The sequence below is a fragment of the Pseudomonas sp. 9.3L genome, from assembly GCF_058536285.1.
The window spans coordinates 3,824,801-3,849,549 of record NZ_JBZUBK010000001.1 but is presented as its reverse complement, the minus strand read 5'-3'; the positions used below and the strand labels follow the sequence as shown (position 1 = coordinate 3,849,549).

The window sequence follows — 24,749 nt, the reverse complement described above, 5'->3', positions numbered from 1 at the left end:
ATCAAGCGGCCGGGCGCAGGCCAAAGGCGGCCAGCTGCTCCACGCTGCCGTGGTGCTGGATCAGCCGCGGGTCGTCCAGTGGCAGGTGCTTGCCCAGCTGGGTTTCCAGGATGGCTTGCAGGCGCTTGTTATCGACGCTCCCGTCAGGGTTTACCGCACCTTTGAGCAGGTCTGGCGACACTTGGGCGTGCGCACCGCCTGGCAGGTAGATGGCGCCTGTGGCGAAGTCCACGCCGAACGCGATCAGGCCGGGGATGACGTAGAACAGGATGCCCACGGCATCGAGCACAGCAATGACCGGGTCAATCTTGCCATCGATTTGGCCACGGCGATCTGGCCAGAACAGCGTGCCGCAGGCAGTGAGCTGAGTCATGACCGAAATCACCAGAACACTGCCGATCACACGAGATGGTAAACGCATGAATTTCTCCTGGAAGTAAAGGGCTCAACCCTCTGCATAAGGGCCATAGCCGACAACTACGACCCTGGCTGGGCCGTTGCGGTTCGCAGTTATACGCTGCACGCGGTGAAGGAGCCAGGGCTAAGGACTCGGCAACTCTGAGCATAGCCCACTCCTCATCAGGTTCTAGAGAGGTTGGCACGCGGTTCTCGCCAGTGCCGCACGGAGAAGGCTATGAGTCCGAGCCTGCTTGCCCTCTATAATCGCGCCTCTGCCGCGGGAGTTACCATGAGCGTTTTACCCATCGAGGCCGCCCTTCCGGCCCTGCTTCAAGCCCTCTCTGATCGCGACGAAGTCGTGCTTGAAGCGCCACCGGGCGCGGGTAAAACCACGCGCGTGCCACTGGCGTTACTGACGCAGCCTTGGCTTGGTGGTAATACCATCCTCATGCTTGAGCCTCGCCGGCTGGCGGCGCGAGCGGCCGCGGAGCGCTTGGCCAGCCAGTTGGATGAACCTGTAGGCGAGACGGTGGGCTATCGCATTCGCCTTGAAAGCCGTGTAGGCCCACGCACCCGCATCGAAGTGGTCACTGAAGGCATCCTGGCGCGCCGCCTGCAGGACGACCCTGCGCTGGAAGGCGTCGGCCTAGTGATTTTCGACGAGTTTCACCTCAGAAACCTCGACGCCGACCAGGCCTTGGCCCTCACGCTTAATGGCCGGGAGCTGTTTCGCGACAAGGGTTCGCTCAAAGTGCTGCTGATGTCGGCCACGCTTGAGGGCGAGCGGCTCTCGCGCCTGCTCGACGACGCGCCCATCGTTACTAGCCAGGGGCGGATGTACCCCGTAGCGACCCACTGGGGCAAGCCATTCCAGCCCGGTGAGTACCTCGAGCCGCGTGTAGTTGCAGCCTGCCTTGATGCCCTTGAGCAGCAACACGGGAGCCTGCTGGTGTTCCTGCCAGGGCACGCCGAGATCCGCCGCGTGTATCAAAGCCTCCAGGAGCACCTCAGCCAAGGTGGCCTGGCGCAGTCACAATCTGTACTGCTGTGCCCGCTCCACGGTGAACTCGACCTGAACCAGCAGCGCGCGGCTATTGACCCTGCGCCACCGGGAACGCGGAAAATCGTGCTCGCCACTAATATTGCTGAAACCAGCATCACCATCGATGGGGTGCGCGTGGTGATTGACGCAGGCCTTGAGCGGGTACCGCGTTTCGATCCACGCAGTGGCATGACCCGGCTCGACACCCAACGCCTCTCCAGGGCCAGCGCCACCCAACGCGCCGGGCGAGCGGGGCGGCTTGAGCCAGGGGTGTGTTATCGCTTGTGGTCTGAAGCGCAGCACGACCAACTGGCCGCGTTCAGTGCACCAGAAATTCTTCAGGCCGACCTTGCCGGGCTGGCCTTGCAGCTGGCGCGCTGGGGCGTACAGCCGGCTCAGCTCAAGTGGCTCGATGCCCCGCCCACCGCAGCTTTTTCTCAGGCCTGTGAACTGCTACGCCGGCTGGGCGCCCTGCGGCTTGATGGGCAGCTCACCCAGCACGGCCAAGGCATGGCAGACCTCCCGGCTCATCCGCGTATCGCCCACCTGTTGCTGCGCGGGCATGATCTGGGCCTGGCCGCCCAGGCCGCTGACATCGCCGCGCTCTTGGGCGAGCGTGACATCCAGCGTGGCGGGGGCGCCGACCTGCACGGCCGCCTTAGCCTGTTGTCAGGGGAGGCGCGTGCGCAGCGCAGCGAACACAGTGGCGTCCAGCGAGCGAAACAACTGGCGCGCCAGTACCGCTCGTTTTTGCGCGGCACTCCGGCCCAGGCAGTTTCAGCCCCTGAGCACCCTAAATGGGTGGGCTGCCTCCTGGCGCTCGCCTACCCCGACCGCATCGCTCAGCAACGCCGGCCCGGCGGTGGCGAGTACCGGCTGAGCAACGGCCGGGCGGCGATGTTCTCCGAGCCCGACGCACTGATGAAGCACCCATGGTTGGTTATTGCAGACCTGGGCAGCCGCCAGGGGCAGCGTGAGGAGCGTATTTACCTGGCCGCAGAGCTTGCGCCTGCGCTCTTCGAAACAGTGCTGGCCGATCAGGTTACCCAAGTAGACGAGCTGGAGTGGGATGAGCGAGAGGGCGTGTTGCGTGCCGAGCGCCAAACCCGCGTTGGCACGCTTGTGCTGGCTACCGCGCCGTTGGCCCACCTGGATGAAGGGCTGCGTAGCCAAGCGCTGGTCAATTACGTGCGCCGTAAAGGCCTGGAGTTACTGGCCTGGACAGCCGAACTGCGCCAATGGCAAGCCCGCATCGCACTGCTGCGCAGCCTGGACCTGCAGCAACAGGGCCACAGTGAATGGCCCGACCTCAGTGACGCCACCTTGCTGGCGACCCTGGAGGGCTGGTTGATGCCCTACCTAGGGAACGTTAAGCGGTTGAGCCATTTCGCACAGCTCGACGTGTCGTCGATCCTACGCAACCTGTTGCCCTGGCCGCTACCCCAACAGCTTGAAGCCCAGGCCCCGCAAACCCTCCAGGTGCCTTCCGGATCGAACATTCGGATCGACTACAGCGAGCAACCGCCCATCCTGGCCGTACGCTTGCAAGAGCTGTTCGGGCTGGCGGACACGCCACGCATCGCCAACGGCCGGCAAGTGCTCAAGCTGCACCTGCTGTCCCCCGCGAGGCGGCCGGTGCAAGTGACGCAGGACTTGGCCAACTTCTGGCGCACCACCTACAGCGAGGTAAAAAAAGACCTGAAGGGCAGGTATCCCAAGCATTACTGGCCAGAAGACCCCCTCGTGGCCGAGGCCACTGCGAGGGCCAAACCGCGGGGGACGTAGGTTAAACAATGAAGAGTTGCCTGATTGCGCATCGAGACGTTCTATCAAGCTCCAGAGAAGCGTCCGCGTTTCCTGGTCTATGTCTGACGTATGCATTGGTGTGCTAACGACGCAAAGCCTCTCTAGCCGCAGATCAGGTCGATACAGGTTTCAAGGGTTCGTTTTCTAATCAAGATGTGAAGGCTGATTGGCGCACGTATACCTGCCCGTCAAATAACAACCGGGCTGTTCGTACTAAACCGCACCCGGCAAGTTGCCCATTTATCACACGTAGATGTACGCTGAATTCACCTGTTGGATGCTCTACTGACAACTGCTGCTCATCCAGGTCAGCCGTTCGGGCGAGCCCCTCTGCAACTGTTCCTTTGACAAGGCAGGCGGATGCTACGCTGACCGCGCCAAACACCCCAATCGAGGCATGACACTTATGAGGGATGAAGCTGCGGCTACTGATTGCCCCACCCGCAGCTGGGGGCGCAATCAGAACCATTTTCGGCACTGTGCGGTGAGTGACATCGCCTAGGTTCATCCGCATTCCAGCCTGTAGGCGGATAGCCTCTACACGACGTTTCAGGTCGAAGTTAGCATCCAGGCTTTCACAACTTTCATACCCGGTACAGCCAAGATCGGCAGCACGGATAAGCACCACGGGCATGCCGTTGTCGATACACGTCACTTCGATATGGTCGAACTGATCAATAGGGCTACCTGTTGGCAGCAAGGCCCCGCAGCTTGAACCCGCAATATCATTAAACTCGACAACAACCGGTGCAGCTGTCCCAGGGACACCATCAATCTTGACATCGCCGTCGTAATTCACAGTGTCGTCCGGTGTTTGAATAATCGCGGTTGCAGTTTGCCCGGTATTTTCCATAAAAATGCTAACAGCAGTATGTTGTCCCTGAATGGCTACCAAGCCGCGCTCAATGGCAAAAGGGCCAACGCCAGAAAGAATATTGCCGCAGTTTTGCCCGTAGTCCACGCGCGCATCACCCACCGCGACTTGGGCAAACAAGTAGTCAACGTCCACACCTGGTCGATGCGAGCGCCGGATAATCGCTACTTTGCTGGTCAATGAGTCCGCGCCGCCAATCCCGTCAATCTGTCGCACGTCTGGCGACCCCATGGCTGCTAGCAGTACGCTGTCCCGTATCTGAGAATCGGCCGGTAGGTCATCCGCCAGAAAGTAAGCGCCCTTGGAAGTACCGCCGCGAATCAGCAAGCAAGGAATACGGGCCTGGGCCATCGATCAGTCCTCCAGTTGCTCAAGCCTGTCGACGTACTTCAGGCCTTTCTCTGCTAGCCGTTCACGCATCTTATAGATGTCCAGCCCTAGCTCACCTGCCGCCAGGCGCAGACGCTTTTGCTCTTCGAGGTCTGCTCGTTTGCGGCTACTGTCGACGACACGACCCAACTCTCCACGGCGGACCACTACAACCCCATCATCATCGGCCAGGACCACATCACCCGGGTTGACCAGTTGCCCGGCGCAGACCAAAGGGATGTTTACCGAGCCCAGGGTTTCTTTAATAGTGCCTTGAGCGTGAACTGCTCGAGACCAGACGTGGAAACCCATCTCACGCAATGTTTTCGTATCACGAACGCCCGCGTCGATAATCAGACCGCGAACACCGCGGGCCTGCAGCGAGGTTGCGAGAAGGTCTCCAAAAAAACCATCGGTGCACGGAGAGCTTGGAGCCACGACCAGAACGTCGCCAGGGTTACATTGCTCAACTGCCACATGGAACATCCAGTTGTCACCGGGCGCGACAAGCACGGTTACTGCCGACCCACTCATGGCGATGTCACGCTGTATTGGACGAATCTCGGAGGCGAATAACCCTTTGCGACCTTGCGCTTCATGTACTGTAGCGACGCCGTATTGGGTCAACTCATCGATAAGAGCTGGATTGGCGCGTTGAATGTTCCGTACCACAACGCCAGTTTTACCTACCAGGTTACTCATCCCAGATTCTCCGTTACGCGCGGGAAGATACTTTCATACCCCTCGCCATAAATGATGTCCTTGTTAGCGGTAATACCGATGTTGCGTTTAGCCTGCACGCCGCGCTGTAAAGCCACGCGGGTATAGTACTCCCACAGGTGCTCCTGGCCTGCCATGCACTGGATCGCAGCGTACTTTTTGTCCCATACGGAGGTAATGTCCAGCAGCACGTCGGGCTTCCACTCACACTGTTCAGGTTGGTGAGGTTCGAAACTGTAAACAGGAGGTGCGCCCACGATTTTTTCGCCTGGCTTGTAGCCTTCGGCCTGGGCAATGATTCGCGCTTCCTGAGCCAAATGTATCGCCAATGGATGATCGTAGTTGTAAGGGTCTTTTAACGAATGACTCAAAACGAACTCAGGTTGTACCTTCCGGAATACATCGGCCAGACGAAATAGCGTCTCTTTGTCGGCTCGCATCGGGTAGTCGCCAATGTCGAAAAACTCAACGGTAGCGCCCAGAATGTCGGCGGCCGCTTGAGCCTCCTCTCTTCTGGCTTCCTTCACCCTGCTCTCCGTCATATCAGCCCCTTTTCGCCAAAGCTTTGCCGACTCACCCCGTTCACCAAATGACAAGCAAACGATATGCATGGCATACCCCTGTGAAGCATGCAGTGCGATGGCACCGCCGGCACGCCAGACAAAGTCCGCCGAGTGAGCGCTCACGACCAGCGCGGATTTTTGGATTGTATTATTCATAACGGGCAGGCTCCCTTATTCGTCTGTAGAGATGCTGACAGGCTTGCCAAAAGGGGACTAATGCGTAAGGCTGGTGCATCCATGCGTTTTCTTTATTGAAGATTCTTCAGTGGCGAGGCGGAAATGTTAGAAACAACACTTCCACATTTGATGCAAATTCGAGCATTTATCCGCATTGCCGACGAGGGAAGCGTGTCGCGTGCGTCTGAAGGCCTGTTGCGAGCGCAGTCTGTCGTGACCCGTGCAATTCGCGATCTGGAACAAAGCCTCACGGTGCCTCTGTTCGAACGCCATGCCAGCGGCATGCTACTTACCCCTTATGGCAAGGCCATTTTGCCGCGTGCCCGGCGAGTCATGTTGGAGCTTGAGTCGATACCCGCAATACTTGGACATGCGCCCCACGAGCCGCTTTATCTTCTAAATACCCGACGCTTGCAGATTTTCGTAAAGCTATGTGAAACGCAGCACATGCAAACAGTCGCGCGGTCCTTCAATCTCACTCAGCCGGCGATTAGTGCGGCGCTGAGAATGTTGGAAGATGGCGCTGACAAGTCCTTGTTCGAAAGAACCGCCAGAGGTTTGCGACCCACCCGAGCCAGCAGTGAAATTCTCTATCCGATACGCCGAGCCTTGAATGATCTACGCCACGTTCGTGCCGATGTGGCCATGGTCAAAGGCTCTCTTCAAGGGTTGGTCACGGTAGGCGCGCTACCGTTGGGGCGCACGCGTGTACTCCCGGAGGCTTTCATCCGCTTGTTATCCGATCACCCTGGCATTCGAATTTCCACAAATGAAAGTCCTTTCAATTTGTTAGCCTTGGAATTACGCGCCGGGGATGTGGATTTCATCTTTGGTGCGCTGCGTGGGCAGGATTACGCGAGTGATTTACATGGCGAAAAATTGTTGACTGAAGAAATGGTTATCTTGGCTGGGCGTAACCATCCGTGGTTGAGTCGACCCGTAAGTTTGGATGATCTGAGTAAGGCCAGATTGGTACTGCCGAGAGCCGATACACCAGCCAGGCTATTGCTGGAAACCCATTTCGCCCAATTGGGCCGAAAGGCGCCAGAACCCGTCGTAGAGACGGGTGATATGGCAATTATCAGAGGGCTACTTATGCGCTCGGACCTGTTGGCGATCGTATCCGAGCACCAGTTGGAGTACGAAATCGCTTCTGGTGAACTGCAGCGGCTGAATTTGCAGCTACAGGACACCCACCGTTCCATCGGGCTCATATACAGAACCAATGGCCTGCATTCACCTGCTGCGGAAGCACTCATCAAAAAAATCCGCGAGGTAACTCAAGAGGTACAGGACAGCAGTTAAAGTACTTTGGTCGGCGTCTTTCCAGCCACTGAGTACATTACCTGCTGATTCCGAGTTTTCTGGAATTCATCCAAGGTCATTCCTTTCATCGCCGCATAGATGTGCAAATTGGAAATACCAATAACCGCACCTAGCTTTTCCAGTAAAAAGAAAATGACGCCATAGTGAATCAGGCCTCGCCAATCCCGGGTTTGAACCAACTGTTGCTCTTCTTCGGATAATTGATGCTCGTCGAACAGTGCCTGCGGCTCCTGGAGGAACCGCTCGCGCCAGCACGGATCAATAAGGTTATGCAGAAAACGATTCAGTCGATAACCTTTATGGCTACGCTCCAGCGTGAACGGGTAGGTGCCTTGAAGTTTCTCCACGCCCGCCAATTGGTGGTTAATGTGATCGCGGTGACGCTGCATTGTGTCCACGGACGCTTGGCGAGATTGATTCTCCAAGAGCAGTGTAGCGATTCCCGTCATGGACGGCAGATAGTAATCCTTATGCAAAACCTTGACATTGGCCGATAAGGCTCCACGCATGATAAGCCACGTAATTACTTCCGAACCCTCCATGCCGCCCAGCGTGGCATATTCTGCAAGGGTAATTTCAGTAAGTCGCTCTGGATCATTAACGAACAGATCGACGAACTGCTCGTCCCACTCCGGGTTGTTGAAGCCACAGCGTTCGCCGTGCACCTGATGCGAAACCCCGCCCGTGGCAACGATCGCGACACTCAAGTCGTCCGGGAAGCTCTCGATGGCTCGGCGCAATGCTTTACCGAGGTTGTAACATCTCTTTGCTGAGGGAATCGGAAATTGCAGCACGCCAACCTGTAATGGGACCACTTCTACCGGCCAGCCATCCTTAAACTGCATAAGCGCGGACATCGGTGAAAATAGGCCGTGATCCACTGGTTTATCACGGAAAAAAGACATGTCGAATTCATCAGCCATCAAACTGTTACCAATGTGACGTGATAAGGCTGCATGTCCACCAATTGCCGGGAGGTCGCGCCTACCTCCTCCTTCGTCCGCTACCTCATAGCGTTCATCCACTCCCAGCGCAAAGGCGGAATAGTGATCGAAAAAGAATGAAGTGACGTGATCGTTAAAGATGTAGAAAAGCACGTCTGGCCGCTTATCGGTCAACCAACGCTTGATGGGCTTGAAGCTTTCAAAAATGGGCGACCAAGCAGCTTCTTCCTGTTTGTCATGATCGACAGCGAAGCCGATCGTCGGCGTATGTGAAACGGCTAGTCCGCCGATGATTCGAGCCATGTCAGGCCTCCGGGATTAAAGGTGTAACCCTGCGCGCTTAAGACGCTGGGCATGTTTAATGGCCCAGTTGAGCGCTCAACCGGCCCGAATTTACTTTAGGCCCTGTCATGATGGCGATAGCGGCCAATACGGCAGGGATACCGAGTACGGCAAAAATCACATTCATTGGCAGTCCCAGGCTTAACAAGGCGCCACCACTTAAGGATGCCAGGATACCGCCTGTTCTACCTACGCCTAGCATCCAGCTAACACCCGTCGCTCTAAACTCGGTTGGGTACTGGCCAGGCGCAAATGCATTTAGCCCTGTTTGTGCACCATTGATACAGAACCCGGCAGCGAATACCAACGCGCCCAGTGCGGTGTCCCCCACTTCAACAAAACTCAATGCAAAGGGCACCGCTTAGGTATGCGACAGCAATAACGGCTTTAGGGTTGAACCGATCCAACGCCGCGCCTACGAGGACAATGCCAATAAGCCCTCCAAATTGAAACATGGCTGTAACGATGGCAGCTCGCTCAAGGCTCACTCCGGCATCTTTGATCAACGTAGGCATCCAGCCGGTCAAAAGGTAGATGACCACTAGCCCCATGAAATACGTACACCACAAACTCAGGGTACGGCCACGGTAGTGAGGGGCAAACAAGCGCCCGACCGCATTCCCTGATTTTTTGTCCGATACAGAATTTTTTGAGAACACTACCGTTTCCGGAAAGGCCCCACCCATGCGTCGCAGTACTGCCATGATACGCGGCCTTGGAAATTCGCGGTTGATCATTAGGTCTACGGATTCCGGCAGTAGGAAGTAGAGAACCGGCAATAGCAGGATCGGCAAAATTCCCCCTAGCAACAGTACAGCGTGCCACCCAAATTGAGGAACCACCCAGGCAGAGACAAACCCGCCTGACGCCGATCCTAGACCGAACCCCATGAACATCAACGTAATTAATAAGCCGCGGAGACGCTGGGGGATATATTCTGATAAAAGCGTCGTGCTGTTTGGCATTGCCGCACCCAAGCCAAGGCCGGTTAGAAATCGTAATGCAGCCAATTCTATTGGCGTAGTGGCAAACGCACTTAGGCCGCTGAAAACAGCAAAAGCGGCGACCGAGCAGAGTAGCACACGTCGACGTCCAAAACGATCCGAGTAGGGGCCTGATACAAGCGCGCCTACTGCCAGACCCACCATCGCGGCTGCCATGATGGGACCAAAGGCTGCACGCGAAATACCCCAGTCCTGAACAATGGATGGTGCGATAAAACCCATGATTGCAGCATCTAACCCGTCAAACGTAACGATAAGAAAGCATAGGATCAGGATCATCCACTGATAGGATGTAACGGGACGCCCATCGATCCACTGCTTGATGTCAACGGCAGAACTGTTCATGGATTTGCCTATTATTTATTATTGAGGTGAGTCTGCTTTCGTGATAAAGGCCTTATCTGTAGCCATATTTTAAAATCAAATGTGGCCAGGCTTCGTGTGTCAATTTTTTAGATCAAAAATCGCTTTTATTTATTGGCCATATGTATGGATTCGTTACTTGGGTATAGAGCGTCTACCAGGTGCTGCCAGTTGAAGGGCTCCTTGTAGCTGATTCGCTGAGCCGCCATTGCGTCGACCAACCCCCGCTGAGTTGCGACGATGGCTTGGCTCATGGTTGGCGTTACTCCAACATCCGAGGCGGTCTTCGCTACTTCTTCCATCTCCTCTGCACGCCGTCTGCCGTGCTCGGCAACCCGGCTAATTAAATAATGCGGCTGTGCGGCATTCCACCCCATCTCCGGGAAGCTCTTATGCAGCGATGCGAGCACCATCTCTTCGGCGTCATATTTCCGCGCAGTGGAGAGACACTCGGTGGTAAGTGCCTCCAGGCCCTTGATCATAATGCTCCGGCACATCTTGATAGCCGATGCGACCCCTATGCGATCAGCCACGACTCGGGCGTTGAAACCTAGTGGCTCAAGCCATTCTGCCAATACGGCCGCTTCCTTGCCGCCGAGTAAAATTGGCGTTTGTAGTCGCTGAGGCGGGACCGGGGCCATAACCGCCGCGTCTATGTAATGAGCACCGCTAGCCTTCAGCGCTGCCTCAGCGGCCTGCTTGGTCGTGGGTGCTACAGAATTGATATCCATGAACAGCTGACCCGGTTGCAGTACGTTGGCGAGCCCCTGTGCAACGGACAATGCAGACCCTGCGGTCACCGCCGAAATCACCAGCTGTGCATTCTGAACAGCCGAAGCAGCGGATTCACAGACTTCAACTTTAGCCATTTCCGCCTTCGCGTTGACTGTATCGCGCCGGGCCGGGTCGTCGAGTAGCCGGTCGTAAATTCGAACATGAACGCCCTTTACAGCCAGATCCTCGCCAAAAATGCCACCGGCTTCGCCAAAACCAATTAACGCGACGCGCTGTAATAAGTTGGTCATAGTCATTTTGCAATGTTCTCCACGGGCTCAGAAGCTCTTTCAGGTACAAGTTGATCGGGGATCAGGCAGGCATTGAAACGCTGCTGGTCAAAAAGTTTTTCCCAGCGGCAAATTACAAATACTGCAACGCTGTTGCCGATCACATTGGTTGTCGAAGTGGCGATGGCAAGCACCCTGTCAATCCCGAATAACAATCCAAGTGAGCCCAGAGGTAGAACCCTGACCGATTCGAGGGTCGCGGCCAATTTGATCACTGCGCCGCCTGCCGCGCCTGCGCCGCCTTTGGATGTCAAAAGCATCACGGCAAGCAGGCTCAGTTGTTGTTCCCACGTCAAGGTGGTGTCGGTAGCCTGAGCCAGGAATCCCAAGCCACAGGCCATGTATAGGCAAGCACCATCAATGTTGAAGCTGTACCCGGCCGGTAAGACAAAACCCACGACAGCTTCATCGCAACCTGCCTGGGTTAGCTTTGTCACCAACTTTGGAAATGCAGCTTCGCTAGAGGCAGTGCCCATGGCGATCACGGCTTCCTCTTTGATTACCCGAAGTATCTTGATGATGGAAAAGCCGGCCAGGGCCGCCACGCTGCCTAAAATCAAGAATATGAAGATAAGTACGCTAGCGTAATAGGTGAGGATGTAGCGAATCAGATAAAGCAGAGTCTCGGACCCAAAGCTGCCTACAGCCGCCGCCATAGCGCCAAAAGCACCGATGGGGGACAGCCGCATGATGTAGGCCAATAACTTGAAGGTGACGGTCTGCCCCTCATTCAACAAGCGCATCCCAACCCAATCTGGCTTGGCGCAGCGCGCCAGCGCCAGGCCTGCCAGAATCGAGATGAATAATATTGGCAAAATGTCGCCCTCGACGAAGGCGGAAACCAACGTCTTGGGAATGATCGAAAGGAAAAAATGTTCAAAACTGAAGCCGCCATTTGACATGGCCGCGTTCACGCTGGCGGCCTGGCTAGCCGCTAGGCTATCGCCCATGCGTGCGTGCAGTCCGTCACCAGGGCGCACCAGCGAAACCACTGTGAACCCCACCAACATCGCCAAGCTGCTAACTACCTCAAAGTAAATCAACGTTTTGATGCCAATTCTTCCCAGCCGACGGAAGTCACCAATGTGGGCGATACCATGAACGACAGTGAAAAAGATTATTGGCCCCAGTAGCATTTTCAGGAGAGCAATGAAAGCTGTCCCAAGGGGCTTCATCTTTATGGCAACTTCGGGAGCAAGCAGGCCGAGTGCGATGGCTAATGCCATTGCGATAAGTACCTGTATATAAAGCTTTGCGAGTAGTTTCATAGAGCTCTCGACATTTATTTTTTTTGTCGAGGACAAGGGTGGCACGAGCGGCCACCCGAGGATAATGCGTTCAGCTTGTAGTGCTATACCTTTCACTTATCGCAGTGTTGGCTTCGGAGGGGCTTGGCGCCATAGTGTCAGCGGCCGTCAGGTCTGCGCCTGTGGCGTTGGGTAGGCAAAGCGCTGCAATAAAGCCTATCAGGTAAGAGCTGATTGCGAAGGTGCCCATCGCAGCAGGCAAACTCATATGAACAGAGGCGAAACCTACCGCGGCAGGCATGATCGACCCGAAGCCGCGGCCGAAGCTTGTACAGAACCCTGCGCCATTGGCACGCATACGGGTTGGATAAAGCTCTGAGAAGGTCAGGGGTAAGCCGGAAGCGAGCCCTCCCTGGAACGCGCCTAATAGTAGGCCCATCGCCAGAATGACATTCATGGGAAGACGCGCAAACATGTAAATCGACACGACCACGGCCTGACAGAAAAGAAACACCATGAAGGCTCTGCCCCGGCCGATCCGATCACTAAGCAGGCCGTAAATAAAGGGCCCGATCAGGGAGCCGATGATGTTCACTGCCAGATAACCAGATGTGGAAGCGATAGGAAGATTCAATACAGTACGCATATAAGTGGGAAGCCAGGTGATCATGATGTAAGCCCCACCAAAGATCCCGCTGGCCAAGATGGTACTGATGATTGTTACTCGACGATGCTCTTTTGCGAAAATGGCCTTGATGTCAATACCTGTGGAGGTTTTGCGACTTTGGTTGAATGCTGAAGACTCAGGAACCAGCCTGCGGATAAACCAGATCAGCAGCGCAGGGAGCAACCCAATCGCAAAAAACGCACGCCAGGCAATATCTTCAGGCAGAAAATTGAACAATACCGGCATGGTGGCGAGGGAGATCGCATAGCCAACCGCATACCCACTCTGAACCGAAGCCGCGACTCGGCCGCGTAAAGCGGGTTTGATTGCTTCGCTGATCAGCACTGCGCCTACGACTGCTTCGCCGCCATAGCCAATGCCTTGTAAAAAACGAACAGGCAAAAAACTCCAGAAGCCCGTGCAGAGCGCGCCCATGCACGTGAATATCGCAACCCAAAGCACAGTACCCTGCATCACTTTGATGCGCCCGTAACGGTCAGCCAGCATCCCCGCAACCCAGCCACCTAGTGCACTACCAATCAGCGATACGGAGCCAAGAAGGCCAGCGTCGGACTTGGTTAAGCTTAGGACGGTCATGAGTACTGGCATCATTAACGCGAAAATCGTCGCGTCCATGGAGTCGAGTGTAAATCCGCCAAAACACGCCCAGTAGGTACGCTTTTCGGTGGAGGTAAGATCGGAATACCAACCTAGTCGCATGTGCTCATTCCTTGTTTTTATGGCAATGAGGACAAGCTATAGGGCCGCGGCTGAATACATGGCTTGAATGCTTTATCGAGCGAACGCTTCTTTTTATAAGGGGATAACTCGTCCGCTCTCAACAGAGCCTGTGGATGACCCACTTCTACAGGTCGAACTCGCCCCGATCTTGCGCAGCCTGTTGGTTAGCCCGATTCCCTGGCACAAGCGGCGCTACACCTGCTTCGACGATAAGGCCATCGCCCATTTGCCTGATGGTGCTGGCCACGTCAGTGTCACGTCAATCCAAGCACCCCTAGAAAAAACTGAACTCCAAGCCAGACGGTGCCCCCTAACGCAGTGAATAGATTACAAGCGCTGGTACATGGCTGCCTCTAGGGCCCACAGGGCCGTCCACTTGGGAGATACACGATGACTGACGTAAACAAAGAAAACATCAGCGTACTGAACGACCTGATCGAAACCTCTAAAGATGGCGAAGCCGGTTTCAAGGATCTGGCCGAACACACCAAGAACCCTGAACTGAAAGCGATCTTCACCAGCGCTGCTGGCGACACCGCTGCCGCTGCGGCCGAGCTACAGGGCCTGGTTCGTCAACTGGGCGGCGATCCCGAGACCACCACCAGCGTGGCCGGTGACCTGCACCGCCGTTGGGTAGACCTTAAGTCGGCCGTTACGGGCAAGGATGACGAAGCCCTGCTGAACGAAGCCGAGCGCGGTGAAGATGTGGCCAAAAAGAGCTACAAAAAAGCACTGGAAAACACTGATATCACTGCAGACGTCCGTGCTGTTATCCAGAAGCAATTCGACGGCGTGATGCGCAACCACGACAAGGTTAAGGCGCTGCGCGACCAAGCTCGCGCCCAGAAGTAAGCACCCTTGCGGGGCGGTACCCTATGGGCTGCCCTGGCCTTCCTCCCGAGACACAAGCCCTTCCCCCGCCACAGACTTCGTAGCAACACGTCGCCGCCTAAACCCGCTAAGTCATTGCCCTTCCCTCTGTCGCATGTGCCGCTGCCTTGGAGGCAAATAACCGTATCCCCCCCAGGTAACGGTTCCGTAGAACGCTATTTATAAAATATAATCGATCTCATTCACATTTGAGGATGGCGATGATGATCGATCTTGCGGGGTCGAACGCTCGGGCGTTCAACACGCTGTATCACGACAACCGCGGCTGGCTTGAGCAGTGGCTCAGCCGCCGCGTAGGCAGCGCCTGGGATGCGGCCGACCTCAGTCAGGATACCTTCATTCGCGTGTTGGCCAGCCCCCAGCCGGTTGCCGAGCTGCAGGAGCCGCGTGCCTACCTCAAGACCATCGGCAAGCGCTTGCTGGTCAATTACTACAAGCGTCGCAGCCTGGAGCAGGCCTACCTGGAAACGCTTGCACAGTTGCCGGAGCACTGTGCGCCGTCGCCAGAGCAGCATTGGCAAGTGCTTGAGCAGCTGCATGCGCTGGATGAACTGCTCGATGGGTTGCCAGTGGCGGTGCGCCGGGCGTTTCTGCTCAGCCAGCTCGAAGGCTTGGGGTATCGCGAGATCGCCGAGCGCCTGGCGCTCAGCGAGCGCACCGTTAAACGCTACATGGCGCAAGCCTACGAGCACTGCCTGCTGGTAGAGCTGTGCTAGCGCTTGATCCTGCCGAGGACGCCAAGCGTGTCGCCCGGTCAGCGGCCCGCTGGCGGGTGTGCCTGGAGGCCGGCGAGGCCACTGAGCAGGAGTTGGCACAGTTGCAGCGCTGGCGTGAGGCCAATGAGGCCCATGAGTTGGCCTGGCAGCGGGTGTTGGCGCTCAAGGGGCGGTTCCAGTCATTGCCGCCGGCCTTGGCGATGGCCAGCCTCGACCGGCCACCTTCCAGCCGCCGTCAGGTACTCAAAGGCGTGTTTGGCTTGGCCATGGCCCTGCCCGCGGGCTGGCTGGTAACGCGCGAGCTACCACTCGATACCTGGCGAGCGGATGTCACTACCGGCACCGGCGAGCACCGCCTCATCACGTTGGCAGACGGCAGTGTCGTGCAGCTCAATACGGCCACGGCCGTGAACATCGACGCGCAACAGCGCCGCTTGACGCTGCTACGTGGCGAGATTGCCGTGCGCAAGGTCGGTACAGCGCCCATCGGCATTCGCACCGTCGCGGGGGAGGTGCTGCTTCACGAAGGAGAGGTTGGGCTTTACCAACAGGGCGACCACTGCCAGTGCTCGGTGTTTTCGGGTTACGTGGACATTCAGCCCACCGGCGCTGCGCCGCGGGTGGTACGTGCCGGGCAGCGTGTGCGCCTGTCTAACGCCGGCGCAGGCCCTATTACCCCCTTCGATGTCAGGCGCCCTGGCTGGCGCGACGGCGTGATCGTGGCCCTGGATCAGCCATTGGGTGATTTCCTGCGGGAGCTGGACCGCTATCGCCCCGGCGTGCTGCGCTGGCGGCCCGAACTGGAAGCCTTGCGCGTGACCGGGAGTTTTCGCGTGGATAACCCCGACCACGTACTGCACCTGTTGGCCAGTACCTTGCCGGTGACGGTGCAGTGGCGCACACGCTATTGGGCCACAGTGATGCCGCGAGAAAAAATTGCATGAAGGCTGTCCCCTTTTTTCGACTCGCTTGTCATGGGGAGGTAAGCACATCCAAAGAGCCTCCGTTCATGCCCGCACGGCCCCCTTGTTCGTTACCGCTTCCTGGCCGCAAGCCTTCGGCGTTGTCCAGCCGTACCTTGTACCTCAGCCTGCTGCTCGGCCTTATGCCCTTACCGTTACAAGTGGCGTTTGCCGAGGCCAGCGCCCGCCCTTACAGCGTGCCCAAAGGCGACCTTGCCTCGGCTCTTACCCGGTTTGCCAGCCAGGCGGGCGTCAGCCTGTCGGTAGACCCTGCCTTGGTCAATGGTCGCCAGAGCGCCGGGCTTTCCGGTGAGTACAGCGTGGAAAGCGGCTTCGCTACGTTGCTGGCCGGCACTGGCTTGCAGTTGCAGGCCGTAGGGCAGGGTGCGTATACGCTAGTAGCCGTGCCGCACCAAGGCGATGTGGTTGAAATTGCCCCTACTACCGTCACCGGGGCCTACGGTGCTGCCAGCGACACGGCCGGTATGCCCTATGCGGGCGGCCAGGTGGCACGCCGTGGTTCACAAGGGCTGCTAGGGGCGCGGGACTTCATGGACACGCCCTTCAGCATGACTACTTACACCAGCGACACGGTCAAGAACCAGCAGGCACGTACCTTGGGGGACCTGGTTGCCAACGACCCGGCCGTGCGCACCACCAACCCTGCAGGCGGGCGTTACGAGCAGTTCACCATCCGTGGCTTCAGCCTGTTCAACAGTGACGTAGCGTATAACGGGCTGTATGGAGTGTTGCCGACGTATTCCATCGACATGGAAATGGCCGACCGGGTAGACATCCTCAGGGGCCCGAGCCAGCTCATCAACGGCATTTCCCCGCGCGGCAGCGTAGGCGGCGGTATCAACGTAGTGCCCAAGCGCGCTACCGATACGCCCATTTCCGAGTTCACCGGCAGCTACGCCTCGGGCAGCCAGGCGGGCGGTGCCGTGGACATAGGCCGCCGCTTCGGCGAAGACAACCAGTTCGGTTTGCGCCTCAACGCCGTCAAGCAGGCAGGTGATACCCGCTGGGGCAACCAAAGCATCGACCGCGAGATGGCGGTACTGGGGCTGGATTTTCGCGGCGACCGGCTGCGGCTGTCGGCCGACCTTGGGCATACCGAGCGTGACACCGACGCGCCTCAGGAACGCGTGCAGGTAGGCGCCAACGCCCGGGTGCCAGGCGCCAACCATGTGCGGGACAACTACGCTCAACGTTGGAGCAAGGCGCAGACCGAAGACACCTTCGGCACCTTCAGCGGCGAGTTCGACGTCAGTGATTCCATGATGGTGTACGGCGACGTGGGCGCCCGTGAGAGCGACCATGATTTCCTGCGGCACAATGTGTCGGTCACCAATGACGCCGGGGATTTCCGCGTACAGCCGCGGGACTTCGCACGTGACGAAAGCGTCCGCACCGCCACGGCAGGTGTGCGCAACAGGTTCCAGACCGGCCCGGTCAGCCACGAGGTGAACCTGGCCGCCAGCTACTTCTACATGGACTTCACCAACGGCGGTGCCCGCTATGCCGAAGGAGCCAGCAACCTTTACGACCCGGTAACCACACCAACCCCGGGCGATATCACCAAAAAGGACGCCAAGGTCTATACCGAGAACCGCTTCACCGGGGTGGCGCTGTCCGACACGCTGGGCTTTTTCGATGACAGGCTGCTGCTGACCCTGGGCGGCCGCTGGCAGCGCGTGAAAGTGGACGACTGGAAAGACGGCGTGAAAGGCGATACGGCCTACGATGAAGAAAAATTCTCGCCGTCGGCGGGCGTGTTGTACAAGGTCACCGATGAGCTGTCGCTGTACGCCAACTACCTGGAAGGCCTGAGCCAGGGCAAGATCGCGCCCTCCACCTCGAACAACGAAGATGAGATCTTCCCACCCTTCATCAGCCGCCAGGTAGAAGTAGGGGCCAAGTATGACCTGGGCGCCCTGGCCATCACCGCTGCCGCGTTCCGTATCAAACAGCCCGCGTATGAAACCAACGCCGTTACCCGTACCTTCGGGCCTAATGGCAAGCGGGTGAACGATGGCGTCGAGCTGAGCCTGTTCGGCGAGCCGTTGAAAGGGGTTCGCCTGCTCGGCGGCGTGATGTACATCGACAGCGAGCTGACCCACACCGCCGGCGGCACCTACGACGGTAACCGGGCGCCTGCCACGCCCAAATTCAATGTCAACGTGGGCGCAGAATGGGACGTACCTGCCTTGCCAGGCTTTACCCTTACCGGCCGCGGGATCTTCTCCAGCTCCCAGTACCTGGACCAAGCCAACACCAAGGAAATCGACAGTTGGCAGCGGCTGGACATCGGCGCTCGCTACGCCTTCAAGGTGCAGGGCAAGGCCGTCACCCTGCGTGCCAGCGTAGAGAACGCGCTGGATAAGCGCTTCTGGGCGTCGGCCGGTGCATCGGATGACAGCGAGCCAGGCCTCACCCTTTCTACCCCTAGAACCTACCTGGTGTCTGCCACTGTGGGCTTCTGAGCGTTAAACGCCCCACGCGGGGCAGCCTAATGGAATAAACAAAGGCTCAAGGATGACGGGGGCGCCGCTGAGGCGCTCCGCTTGTTACGTGATGTATCACCTACTGATGAGTGCATGACCCATTTCCGGAGGCTGCTGATGGCCTTCGAACAGAAAGAGGAACGCACCATGCTAAGTGAAAAAATTGCCCCGCTTGCTCACCCCGAGCCAGCGGCGGCTGTGTTGAACAATGCCCATTACCTGGCACGCCAGGCCCGCTTTGAATCGAACGTGCGCAGCTACCCACGCAAGCTCCCCTTGGCCATCGCCAAGGCCCAGGGTGTGTGGGTAACGGATGTGGAAGGCAAGCGCTACCTTGATTGCCTCGCAGGCGCCGGCACCCTTGCGCTGGGCCATAACGCGCCCGAAGTCATCGAAAGCCTGACCCGCTTCCTGGCCTCCGGTACACCCTTGCATACCCTGGACCTCACCACGCCGGTGAAGGACCGCTTCAGTGAAGCCTTGCTGGCCCTGCTGCCAGGCCAAGGGCGCGAGTATTGCCTGCAGTTCTGCGGGCCTTCAGGGGCCGATGCAGTCGAGGCCGCGCTCAAGCTGGCCAAAACCCTCACCGGGCGCAGCAACCTCATTGCCTTTAGCGGTGGGTACCACGGCATGACCCACGGCGCCTTGGCAGTGAGCGGCAACCACGGCCCTAAAAACGCTTTGGGGCCCTTGATGGCGGGCGTGCAGTTCATGCCCTACCCACACCTGTACCGTTGCCCTTTGGGTGTGGGAGGCGAGGCCGCTACCAAGGTAATGTGCGAGTACTTCACCCGCTTTATTGCGGACGTGGAGAGCGGCGTGTGCCTGCCTGCGGCCGTCATCGTCGAGGCCGTGCAAGGGGAAGGCGGTGTCAACCCGGCCCCCGATGCCTGGCTGCGTACCCTGCGTGAGGTCACCCGGCGCCACGGTATCGTGCTGATCCTGGACGAAGTGCAGGCAGGCTTTGGCCGTACCGGGACGATGTTCGCGTTCGAGCATGCCGGTATCGAGCCTGACATCGTGGTGATGTCCAAAGCGGTCGGCGGCGGCCTGCCGCTGGCGGTACTGGGCATTCGCCGTGAGCTGGACGCCTGGCAACCCGGTGCCCACAGCGGGACCTTCCGGGGCAACCAGATGGCGATGGCCAGCGGCCTTGCCACCTTGACCATCCTGCAACGCGACGGCCTGGCCGAGCGTGCCCGCCAGCGCGGCGAACGCTTGATGCACGATTTTGCGGCCCTGGCCGAGCGCTACCCGGCGATTGGTCAGGTGCGCGGGCGCGGCCTGATGCTGGGCCTTGAGATCGTCGATGAGCGTCAGCCCGCCGATGCACTGGGGGCCTTCCCCATGGACGCCCACCTGGCCGCCCTGATCCAGAAGCATTGTTTTGAACACGGGCTGCTTCTGGAGCGAGGAGGGCGCGAGGGCAGCGTAGTGCGCTTGTTACCGCCGCTGGTCATCAGCCCACAGGAGTGCGCCGAAGTGCTGGTGCGTTTCGAGCGGGCGCTGCACGTGGCGCTGGGTGAAGCCCGTGGTTAAGCCGGCGCGGCTGCACGCCGCCACCGATTACGCCTTGCTCGCTCCCGTGAGTGACGCACCCGTGTCTCTACCCGACGATAACCTGGCCAGAACAGCTCAAGTGGTCGCAGAGCTGGCCGCCACCCATGGGCTGCTCAACTGCCTGCTCAAAGAGTTTGCCCTTCCCGAACACCGCGTCACCTATGCCTGGCCGGCCCACGTACGCGGCATTGCGCCGGTGGGGTACCTGCGAGCGACCCAGGGCGGTGGCCTGCCCCTGCTCATCGACCTGCCCGAGCAACGGCAATTCTTCGTGCTGGTGGACCGCAAAAGCCCCCTTGGTAGCCAGCGCTACCTCAGCGATGTGTACTCGCGCATCAACGATGGCCCGTGGGGCTGCCCGCCATTCGCCGAGTTCGCCGCGCAACTGCTGGACGCTTGCCAGTGCATGGCGCATGCGCAAAACCCTGAGCTGCGCGAGCAGGTAATGCAAAGCCAGGCGGTGATCACGGCCATTGTGGCCCATCAACTGGCGGGCCAGGCAGCGGCCCCCTGGCGCGATTACCTGGCCAGTGAGCAGGGCCTGTACTTTGGCCACCCCAATCACCCCGCGCCCAAGGCACGGCAATGGCCGGCCCACTTGGCCCAGGAAACCTACGCCCCCGAGTTTGGCGCTCAGGCGCGGTTGCACCTGTTCGAGGTGCCCCGCGCCGGCCTTGAGGTTCACGCCAATGGCCTGGACCCTAGCCACGCACTGGCGGGCGTGGCCGATCAGCGCCTGGCCGCCGAGGGCCGCGCAGTGTTAAGCCTGCACCCGGTACAAGCTCAGTTGTTCATGGCCGACCCGCGGGTGAAGCAGCTACTGGCCAGCGGGCACCTGACCGACCTCGGCGCTCAAGGCGCCTTGGCCAGCCCCACGGCCTCCATGCGCACTTGGTATGTCGAAGGCCAGCCCTACTTCCTCAAGGGCTCGCTGAACGTGCGCATTACCAATTGCGTGCGTAAAAACGCCTGGTACGAGCTGCACAGCGCACTGGTGATCGACCGGCTGTTCCTGCGCCTACAGGCCAACGAGGCGGCTACGCTCGGGGGCGCCGCGCTGGTAAGAGAGCCCGCTGCGGTCAGTTGGGCCCCGGCCGATGCCAGCCCTGATGACGCCCAATGGTTTCGTGAACAAACCGGGGCGATCCTGCGGGAAAACTTCTGCCAGCAGATACCAGCCCACACCTGCCTGATGGCTGGCACCCTGTTCGCCCGCGACCTGCGGCTGCGCCCGCTGGTTCACGCTTTCCTGCACCAGTACCACGGGCAGCCGGTCACGGACGCGCACCTGCTGGCATGGTTCAATCGCTACCAGGCATTGCTGTTGCGCCCTGTGCTGTGCTTGTTCTTTAACCAGGGTGTGGTGATGGAGCCGCACTTGCAGAACACCGTGTTGGTCCATGCCGAGGGTGAGCCTTCGCACCTGCTGCTGCGCGACTTCGAAGGCGTGAAACTCACCGACGACTTAGGCGTGCGCCACCTCGAGCCGGGGCTGCCCGAACAGGTGCAGCGCTCGCTTACCTATAGCCGGGCGCAGGGGTGGAAACGCATCAGCTATTGCCTGTTCGTCAATAACCTGGCCGAAGCGGTGCTGGCCCTGAGCTGGGAGCGGCCGTCACTGGCCCAGGCCATGTGGGCCTGTGTGGAGCGCCAGTTGATTGCCCTTCGCGCCGAACTCGTACAGCCGGCGCCCGAGCTCGACGCCTTGCTGGCCGGCGGCGTGATTGCCTGCAAAACCAACCTCAAGGTACGCCTGGCGGCTCAGGCAGACCGGCATGCCGCCTACGTGGACCTGCCCAGCCCGTGGGCCACGGGAGGCGTTAATGAATAAGCTGCCCGCAAGCGTGTTAAGTGCTATCACACAGGCCAAGGCTGCACACAGTGATCCACTGGCCGCGTTCGTGTACGACCTTGATGCACTGGTTGCCCATGTACGCGAGGTGATGGCCGCTCTGCCGTCTGGCGTAGAGCTGTATTACGCCATCAAGGCAAACAGTGAACCCCCCGTGCTCAAGGCCCTCGCCCCGCTGGTAAACGGCTTCGAGATTTCCTCGGGGGGTGAGGTGGATCGCCTTCAGGCGGCGGCCAGTGACCGGCCTTTCGTGTTCTCAGGGCCCGGCAAGCTGGACTCGGACCTGCACCGTGCCTTGGCGAAAGGGGTCGAGGCGATTCACCTGGAAAGCCTGAGCGAAATCGAGCGCGTGCAGCGCATTGCCCACGCGCTGGGGCGGGTACAGGGGGTCTTCATCCGCATTAACCCCGAGCTGCCGCCGAACGTGTCCAGCCGCCTGGCCATGGCCGGTGCGCCAACGCCCTTTGGCCTGGATGAACGCGACGTCGTCGAGGCGGTGCGCCGGGTCGAACAGTGCAGCCACCTGCGCCTGCAAGGCTTCCATGTGCATGCGCTGTCTCATCAACTGGACGTCCACCGCCACGAGCAGTTGCTCGACCTGTACCTCACGCGCTGGTCGCAATGGAAGGCGTTGGCCAGCAGGCCCGAGTGCATCACTCATCTCAACGTAGGTGGCGGCATTGGCGTGGATTACCTCAAGGGCGAGCGTTTCGATTGGCCCAGGCTATGCCGTTACCTCGGGCAGCGCCTGCAGGCCGAGGCCGATGCGCCCGTGGTGCGCTTCGAGCCGGGGCGTTTTATCAGCGCCTACTGTGGTTACTACGCCATTGAAGTACTGGACACCAAGCACAGCTATGGCAAAGGCTTCGCGGTGTGCCGGGGCGGCACCCATCAGTTCCGCCTGCCGGTGGCGCAGGGGCATGACCACCCGGTGATTCACCTCCCAAGCGCTGGCCGAGTCACCACGGGCCAACCCACGCCATGGACGGTGGTGGGGCAGCTGTGTACCCCCAAGGACGTGCTCAGCCGGGACTGGCCGTTGGCGGACGTGACCGTGGGTGACCTGTTGGTACTGCCGCTGGCCGGTGCCTATGGCTACAACATCTCCCATGCCGACTTCCTCTGTCACCCGAGGCCTGAGCTGCTGTTTGTGGGCGGCCAGGGCGGTGAACGATGACGCTACCGCGTCTGGCGCCGCGCTGGCTGGTGGTGGTCAACGTACTGTTGGGCACCGTCACGGTGAGCTTGAACAACAGCGCCCTCAACCCTGCGTTGCCAGCGTTCATTAAGGCGTTTTCGCTGGGCCCGGTACTGGCCACCTGGATCGTGGCCGCGTTCATGGTCAGCATGGGCATGGCCATGCCTTTGACCAGCCACATGGCGCAGCGGGTAGGGCGCAAGCGTTTGTACCTGTGCGCGTTGGGGCTGTTCGTGGCCGGCTCGCTGTTCGGCGCGCTGGCGGGCTCCATCGAGGCGGTGATCGCAGCCCGCGTGCTGCAAGGCGTGGCCAGCGGGCTGATGATTCCGTTGTCGCTGGCAATCATCTTCGCGGTCTACCCCAAGGGCGAGCGTGGGCGGGTAACCGGGCTTTGGGGCGCGGCTGTGATGCTTGCCCCAGCGGTTGGCCCGCTGTGCGGCAGCCTGGTACTGGCGGGGTACGACTGGCGCGGATTGTTCCTGGTGAACGTGCCTATCGGCCTGCTGGCCTTGGGGATGGGCAGCCGGGTATTGCCCGACAGCGATGCCGGTGCGCCCACGCCGCTGGACCTCAAAGGCTACTTGCTGGTAGCAGGGGGTATCGGCGTGCTGATGCTCACAGTAGGGCAGCTGCGCCACCTTGAGGCGCTGGCAAGCCCCCTGAACCTGGCGGGCCTGCTGGTGGCGCTTGGTTGCCTGGCCGCGTTCGTTCGCCATGAGTTGCGCCACCCGGCACCGCTCTTGGAGCTACGTATCTTTAGCCTCCAGGGCTACCGCTCAAGCGTGATCATCGCCGTCGTGCAATCGGTAGGCATGTTCGAGTGCCTGGTGCTGGTGCCGTTACTGGTTCAGATCGTAATGGGCCACAGCCCGTTCTGGACGGGTATCGCCCTGTTGTGCACCGCGCTGTCTGCCAGTGCATTTGGTCACTGGGGCGGTCGCCTGCTGGACCGCCACGGCCCGCGCGGCGTGGTGTCTGCCGGGCTAGTGCTCACCGGCGCGGCCACCTTCGCGCTGGGCACCCTCGACCACGACATCGGCATGCCACTGGTGTGTCTGCTGATGGCAATCCGTGGCGCCGGGCTTGGGCTGTCGTACATGCCGGTGACCACCGCCGGGCTGGAGGTGCTACCCGAGGCGCTGGTGACCCAGGGCGCTGCGATGAACAACATCTCGCGCCGGTTGCTGTCCTCGCTGGCCATCGTGCTGGCCTCGCTCTGGCTTGAGGTGAGCGCCGGCGATACTTGGTCGGCTGGCCAGGCCAGTACTGCCACGGCCATCGGCCAGGTGTTCTTCGCCACAGGGGTGTTGATCCTGTTCACCCTGCCACTGGCGTGGCGTTTTCCTCTTCCTTCTTCTCAAGGCACGGCCGCCCTGCGGCAAGCCGTGCCCGATCACCGTTCGTGAGGTCCCTTT

18 protein-coding genes and 1 pseudogene are annotated in these 24,749 nt (G+C 59.5%); 10 read left to right on the top strand and 9 right to left on the bottom strand.

Annotated elements, in window-relative coordinates; translation table 11 throughout:
- Position 1: 1 nt before the first annotated feature.
- The gene (locus AC4LE2_RS17780) at positions 2-421 is read right to left on the bottom strand and encodes a polyribonucleotide nucleotidyltransferase (RefSeq protein ID WP_491827053.1); all 420 of its coding nucleotides are present in this window, start codon (positions 419-421) and stop codon (positions 2-4) included.
- A 267-nt stretch (positions 422-688) separates the two neighbouring features.
- Between AC4LE2_RS17780 and hrpB the strand changes: the two genes are divergently transcribed.
- Positions 689-3,226 (top strand): ATP-dependent helicase HrpB, encoded by a 2,538-nt coding sequence (gene hrpB / locus AC4LE2_RS17775; RefSeq protein WP_491827051.1) that lies wholly within the window; start codon positions 689-691, stop codon positions 3,224-3,226.
- A gap of 169 nt (positions 3,227-3,395) precedes the next feature.
- Here the strand turns inward: hrpB and AC4LE2_RS17770 are convergent, their stop codons facing one another.
- Genes AC4LE2_RS17770 through galB form a run of 3 tightly spaced genes read right to left on the bottom strand, consistent with a single transcriptional unit; the run spans position 3,396 to position 5,929 of the window.
- Entirely contained in the window at positions 3,396-4,472 is a 1,077-nt protein-coding gene (locus AC4LE2_RS17770) for a 4-oxalomesaconate tautomerase (RefSeq protein WP_491827049.1), read from the bottom strand.
- A 3-nt stretch (positions 4,473-4,475) separates the two neighbouring features.
- Positions 4,476-5,192 (bottom strand): 4-carboxy-4-hydroxy-2-oxoadipate aldolase/oxaloacetate decarboxylase, encoded by a 717-nt coding sequence (locus tag AC4LE2_RS17765; RefSeq protein WP_491827047.1) that lies wholly within the window; start codon positions 5,190-5,192, stop codon positions 4,476-4,478.
- On the bottom strand, positions 5,189-5,929 hold the full coding sequence (galB, locus tag AC4LE2_RS17760; protein ID WP_491827045.1) for a 4-oxalmesaconate hydratase: 741 nt from the start codon (positions 5,927-5,929) through the stop codon (positions 5,189-5,191). The genes AC4LE2_RS17765 and galB overlap by 4 nt, the downstream gene beginning before the upstream one ends.
- Positions 5,930-6,052: 123 nt before the next feature.
- On the opposite strand from galB, the gene AC4LE2_RS17755 reads away from it, so the two are divergent.
- Positions 6,053-7,255 (top strand): LysR family transcriptional regulator, encoded by a 1,203-nt coding sequence (locus AC4LE2_RS17755; protein WP_491827043.1) that lies wholly within the window; start codon positions 6,053-6,055, stop codon positions 7,253-7,255.
- Here AC4LE2_RS17755 and AC4LE2_RS17750 read toward each other — a convergent pair.
- The 5 genes and pseudogenes from AC4LE2_RS17750 to AC4LE2_RS17730 form a co-directional block, all read right to left on the bottom strand.
- Positions 7,252-8,523, bottom strand: coding sequence for a gallate dioxygenase (locus tag AC4LE2_RS17750; RefSeq protein ID WP_491827041.1), 1,272 nt, complete (start codon positions 8,521-8,523; stop codon positions 7,252-7,254). The genes AC4LE2_RS17755 and AC4LE2_RS17750 overlap by 4 nt on opposite strands.
- 55 nt (positions 8,524-8,578) lie before the next feature.
- Positions 8,579-9,911 (bottom strand): annotated as a pseudogene (locus AC4LE2_RS17745) (MFS transporter).
- A 125-nt stretch (positions 9,912-10,036) separates the two neighbouring features.
- Positions 10,037-10,960, bottom strand: coding sequence for a DUF1932 domain-containing protein (locus tag AC4LE2_RS17740; RefSeq protein WP_491827039.1), 924 nt, complete (start codon positions 10,958-10,960; stop codon positions 10,037-10,039).
- Complete coding sequence (locus AC4LE2_RS17735) at positions 10,957-12,261, bottom strand: cation:dicarboxylate symporter family transporter (protein WP_491827037.1); 1,305 nt, start codon at positions 12,259-12,261, stop codon at positions 10,957-10,959. Before AC4LE2_RS17735 ends, AC4LE2_RS17740 begins: the two co-directional genes overlap by 4 nt.
- 70 nt (positions 12,262-12,331) lie before the next feature.
- Positions 12,332-13,627, bottom strand: a complete 1,296-nt coding sequence (locus tag AC4LE2_RS17730; RefSeq protein ID WP_491827035.1) for an MFS transporter — start codon at positions 13,625-13,627, stop codon at positions 12,332-12,334.
- Between the two features lie 411 nt (positions 13,628-14,038).
- Between AC4LE2_RS17730 and AC4LE2_RS17725 the strand changes: the two genes are divergently transcribed.
- The 8 genes from AC4LE2_RS17725 to AC4LE2_RS17690 all read left to right on the top strand — a co-directional run bounded on the left by AC4LE2_RS17725 (position 14,039) and on the right by AC4LE2_RS17690 (position 24,740).
- Positions 14,039-14,500, top strand: a complete 462-nt coding sequence (locus tag AC4LE2_RS17725) for a PA2169 family four-helix-bundle protein (RefSeq protein WP_491827033.1) — start codon at positions 14,039-14,041, stop codon at positions 14,498-14,500.
- Positions 14,501-14,742: 242 nt separating this feature from the next.
- Positions 14,743-15,255: a sigma-70 family RNA polymerase sigma factor gene (locus tag AC4LE2_RS17720; protein WP_491828169.1), complete on the top strand. Its 513-nt coding sequence runs from the start codon at positions 14,743-14,745 to the stop codon at positions 15,253-15,255.
- Positions 15,249-16,199, top strand: coding sequence for a FecR domain-containing protein (locus AC4LE2_RS17715; protein ID WP_491827031.1), 951 nt, complete (start codon positions 15,249-15,251; stop codon positions 16,197-16,199). Before AC4LE2_RS17720 ends, AC4LE2_RS17715 begins: the two co-directional genes overlap by 7 nt.
- Before the next feature lie 65 nt (positions 16,200-16,264).
- Positions 16,265-18,703 (top strand): TonB-dependent siderophore receptor, encoded by a 2,439-nt coding sequence (locus AC4LE2_RS17710; protein WP_491827029.1) that lies wholly within the window; start codon positions 16,265-16,267, stop codon positions 18,701-18,703.
- Between the two features lie 168 nt (positions 18,704-18,871).
- Complete coding sequence (locus AC4LE2_RS17705; protein WP_491828168.1) at positions 18,872-20,263, top strand: diaminobutyrate--2-oxoglutarate transaminase; 1,392 nt, start codon at positions 18,872-18,874, stop codon at positions 20,261-20,263.
- An 82-nt stretch (positions 20,264-20,345) separates the two neighbouring features.
- Positions 20,346-22,115, top strand: a complete 1,770-nt coding sequence (locus AC4LE2_RS17700; protein ID WP_491828167.1) for an IucA/IucC family protein — start codon at positions 20,346-20,348, stop codon at positions 22,113-22,115.
- On the top strand, positions 22,108-23,313 hold the full coding sequence (locus tag AC4LE2_RS17695; RefSeq protein WP_491827027.1) for a type III PLP-dependent enzyme: 1,206 nt from the start codon (positions 22,108-22,110) through the stop codon (positions 23,311-23,313). Before AC4LE2_RS17700 ends, AC4LE2_RS17695 begins: the two co-directional genes overlap by 8 nt.
- A complete protein-coding gene (locus AC4LE2_RS17690) occupies positions 23,310-24,740 on the top strand; it encodes a DHA2 family efflux MFS transporter permease subunit (RefSeq protein ID WP_491827025.1) in 1,431 nt (476 codons plus the stop codon). The genes AC4LE2_RS17695 and AC4LE2_RS17690 overlap by 4 nt, the downstream gene beginning before the upstream one ends.
- Positions 24,741-24,749 lie beyond the last annotated feature (9 nt).

Coding starts and splice junctions, on each gene's coding strand:
- hrpB (WP_491827051.1), top strand. CDS start 689: ATGAGCGTTTTACCCATCGAGGCCGCCCTTCCGGCCCTGCTTCAAGCC.
- AC4LE2_RS17730 (WP_491827035.1), bottom strand. CDS start 13,627: ATGCGACTAGGTTGGTATTCCGATCTTACCTCCACCGAAAAGCGTACC.
- AC4LE2_RS17695 (WP_491827027.1), top strand. CDS start 22,108: ATGAATAAGCTGCCCGCAAGCGTGTTAAGTGCTATCACACAGGCCAAG.
- AC4LE2_RS17725 (WP_491827033.1), top strand. CDS start 14,039: ATGACTGACGTAAACAAAGAAAACATCAGCGTACTGAACGACCTGATC.
- AC4LE2_RS17690 (WP_491827025.1), top strand. CDS start 23,310: ATGACGCTACCGCGTCTGGCGCCGCGCTGGCTGGTGGTGGTCAACGTA.
- AC4LE2_RS17720 (WP_491828169.1), top strand. CDS start 14,743: ATGATCGATCTTGCGGGGTCGAACGCTCGGGCGTTCAACACGCTGTAT.
- AC4LE2_RS17750 (WP_491827041.1), bottom strand. CDS start 8,523: ATGGCTCGAATCATCGGCGGACTAGCCGTTTCACATACGCCGACGATC.
- AC4LE2_RS17780 (WP_491827053.1), bottom strand. CDS start 421: ATGCGTTTACCATCTCGTGTGATCGGCAGTGTTCTGGTGATTTCGGTC.
- AC4LE2_RS17740 (WP_491827039.1), bottom strand. CDS start 10,960: ATGACTATGACCAACTTATTACAGCGCGTCGCGTTAATTGGTTTTGGC.
- galB (WP_491827045.1), bottom strand. CDS start 5,929: ATGAATAATACAATCCAAAAATCCGCGCTGGTCGTGAGCGCTCACTCG.
- AC4LE2_RS17710 (WP_491827029.1), top strand. CDS start 16,265: ATGCCCGCACGGCCCCCTTGTTCGTTACCGCTTCCTGGCCGCAAGCCT.
- AC4LE2_RS17765 (WP_491827047.1), bottom strand. CDS start 5,192: ATGAGTAACCTGGTAGGTAAAACTGGCGTTGTGGTACGGAACATTCAA.
- AC4LE2_RS17735 (WP_491827037.1), bottom strand. CDS start 12,261: ATGAAACTACTCGCAAAGCTTTATATACAGGTACTTATCGCAATGGCA.
- AC4LE2_RS17705 (WP_491828168.1), top strand. CDS start 18,872: ATGCTAAGTGAAAAAATTGCCCCGCTTGCTCACCCCGAGCCAGCGGCG.
- AC4LE2_RS17755 (WP_491827043.1), top strand. CDS start 6,053: ATGTTAGAAACAACACTTCCACATTTGATGCAAATTCGAGCATTTATC.
- AC4LE2_RS17770 (WP_491827049.1), bottom strand. CDS start 4,472: ATGGCCCAGGCCCGTATTCCTTGCTTGCTGATTCGCGGCGGTACTTCC.